Source organism: Accumulibacter sp. (genome assembly GCF_023806565.1).
Classification (GTDB): Bacteria; Pseudomonadota; Gammaproteobacteria; order Burkholderiales; family Rhodocyclaceae; genus Accumulibacter.
In genome coordinates this window covers 1-2,856 of sequence record NZ_JAMTDV010000096.1, presented here as the reverse complement: position 1 = coordinate 2,856, position 2,856 = coordinate 1, and the positions used below count along the sequence as shown (strand labels likewise).

Below are 2,856 nucleotides of genomic sequence, written 5' to 3'. Positions count from 1 at the left end.
GTTGATTTGTAATCATCAGGTCGTGGTTCGATTCCGCGTGGGGGCACCAATGAAATCAGTGTCTTTGGCCGCTTATAGCTGAAATCTTTGCCTTCCCTGGCAGCCTTGTCCCCCTTTGGCACATCAGCACCCGGGCAACGCCGGTAGTCGCAGTTCTCGCCGGTAGCCTGCATCGAGCGCGAGATATCTCCCTGGCCTCTTCCTGGGCCCACACTTTGGCGCCTGATCGGCTACCAGGAGGCGTCGAACTGCGGTCACCGGACAACCCGCTCCCGCAATAACCCGTCGCGGACCTGGTCCGTGCTCGATACTTCGATTGCCACCTTATAGCTCGTTCACAATAGCCAGCAACCCAGGCGGTCGCCCATCATGCCTGTGCGCTGTATCGACCATCGACCGCTGAACCGTATCAATCCAAATACGGCGGTGACCTCTCGGTCTCCACATCAGTAAAATCCAGGGGACACCGACACAATTCGGCTATGATTCCCTGCGCTCGGTTGCGACCTACCGACTCTCTCGCTCGCTCGTGGCGCGCGGCGCGAAGACGGCACGCGCGCCCAGGATCGGCAGCCTCGATGCCCCACCTCAAGGTCTTCGGAATCGGCAAGGGCGTTTCGTGATCCTCGCGAGCCGTATCCGGCGCTGACTGATTGTCGTCCTTCGCGGAGTCGCGCGCGTCACCGATTTCCGGAATGTCTGCCGCAACGGTGGGAGAATGAGGCTGGCACGACATGCCGAAACATTGCCCAGGCTCCCCGCCCACGATGCGATGACGCTCGCTCGGATCCGAAGTCAGATCAGCAGCAAGCCGGCTCCCATGCCGGCACCAATGGCGAACAGGCCAGGCAACGCATGACGTGCCAGAGTCGCACCACCGATACTGACAACCAGGCCGATCTTGAAGGCCAGATTGGACATCAGCGCCAAGGTGACCCCGATGACCGCCTCACCCGCCGCGATCTTTTCGAGATGGAACAGGCGGATCGTGGAAAGCACACTGGCGTCAGCATCGGTCAACCCGGATGCAAGGGCAACAAGGTAGACGCCGCGATTGCCGGCGACGTCCTGCAGCCACGCGGCAGCCAGCAGCACGGCCGCATAGAGGGCGCCGAAGGAGAGGGCCGTCTTCAGTTCCGTCGGGTTCTTGACTGCCGGCATCGGAAGTTCGCCGCCGGCGTTGAGGATGCGCCAGCCATAGAGGGTCAGAGCGAGCCCGGGCACCAACCCGCAGGCAAAGACGACAGCAATGTCACCAACCAGATCAGGCGCAACGACACCGGTGACGATGCCGAGGCGAACCATGACCATCAGGTTTGCGATCAGGATGACGATCGCCGCCATAGGCACGAGGTGGACATGCGCGCGGGCATGGCGTGAGAACATCATCGTCGTCGCCGTGCTCGAGGCGAGGCCGCCGAAGATGCCGAGCAGGGCGGCACCGTGGCGGGCACCGATGATGCGCAGGGCAAGGTAACCGGAAAGCGCCAGTCCGGAGATGAGGACGACCATCCACCACACCTCGCGCGGGTTGAGGGCATCGTAGGGGCCGTAGTCGTGATCCGGCAGGATCGGCAGAACGACGAGCGATAGCACGGCGAACTGCAGAGTCGAGTTGATGTCGATTGGCGTCATACGCCGGCTGAAGCGGCTGAGCTCGGCCTTGAAATAGAGCAGCACGGTCGTCGCAATCGCCAGCATCACGGCAAGCGTCGCATGCCCGAACCAGACCGTCGCCCCCAAGCCATAGGTGACGATAATCGCCGCCTCGGTAGTGAAGCCACGGTACTGTTCCTCCTGCCGCGCCGAGAAGTTCGAGGCAATCATGGCGCCGGAGACGACCAACAGCCCTGCGAGCAAGGCCCAAGGCCCACCTGTCGTTTCGCTGAGCAACGCGAACAAGCAGCCGAGCATGGCAACGAGGGCGAAGGTGCGCAGACCGGCCGCCGAATCGCGGCGCCGCTCGCGCTCCATACCGACGAGCAGGCCGATTCCCAGCGCGGTGGCGAACGCCTGGACGGGCCCAGCCAACTCGGGATCAACGAAGCTCATGGTTTCATCCCTTCTTTGTCTCTTAACCTTAGATTATGCGAAGCGATTTCGCAATCGCCGCCATCGCATCCACCAACAGCGCCGGTGCTGCAAGACCGCCCGGCTATCCATCGCGTCCGAGTCGTTCTCGCGCTCCCGCATCAGCCTCGGGCTGGTCGAAGAACAAAGATGCGAGCAGCCCGTCGGTGGCAGGATTCGACTGGCGCAGGCGTGGCGGTTATCTGCTACTGCTTCGTAGCCCAGCGAATCTGCGCTGGGCACGTGCTTGCGGCGCCAGTGGTCGCCGATCGACAGACCCCAGGTCGCGCTACCCGCGCCCACAAGCTCGTTGTCCGGCTCTGCAGCATGCTGACCGAGCGCCCAGAATCCGCCGGGCAGCTTTCAGGACCCGCAGCGTGAGCGGCAGCGCGACCAGATCGCCACAAGCTCGGTCAGTGCGCCAAATAACCGGGCGCCCAACTCGTCTCCCCCGAAGTCGTTTGAGAACACCCCTGCAAGTCGATCAATCAGCGAGCTGCTTGGCAACGCATCCACACTTCCCGCATCAGGTGCGCACCTGCGCCTTGTGATTGCTTTGGACGTGATGCTGCGGCCATGGACGGTAGGCTCCTTCGGCTCTGCACAGACAGCAGACGATTCGGCAAGTTGGATATGCGGCGTGACTCCGCCTCGCGGCGGCATTTCGGGAATGTGCGGATCCCCCGGCAGTCCGACCATCGAGACGCCTGGAGAGCAGCGCTAACGCATTGACAATTTGGTGGGGCGTCAGAGACTCGAACTCTGGACCTACGGATTAAGAGTCCG

1 protein-coding gene is annotated in these 2,856 nt (G+C 62.6%); it reads right to left on the bottom strand.

The window, feature by feature from the left end; genetic code table 11:
- Window positions 1–795 precede the first annotated feature (795 nt).
- Complete coding sequence (locus NFV80_RS11065; protein WP_295329232.1) at window positions 796–2,052, bottom strand: MgtC/SapB family protein; 1,257 nt, start codon at window positions 2,050–2,052, stop codon at window positions 796–798.
- Between the last annotated feature and the right edge of the window lie 804 nt (window positions 2,053–2,856).

Bases quoted from the DNA above. Each gene is read 5' to 3' on its own strand.
- NFV80_RS11065 (WP_295329232.1), bottom strand. From the start codon at position 2,052: ATGAGCTTCGTTGATCCCGAGTTGGCTGGGCCCGTCCAGGCGTTCGCC.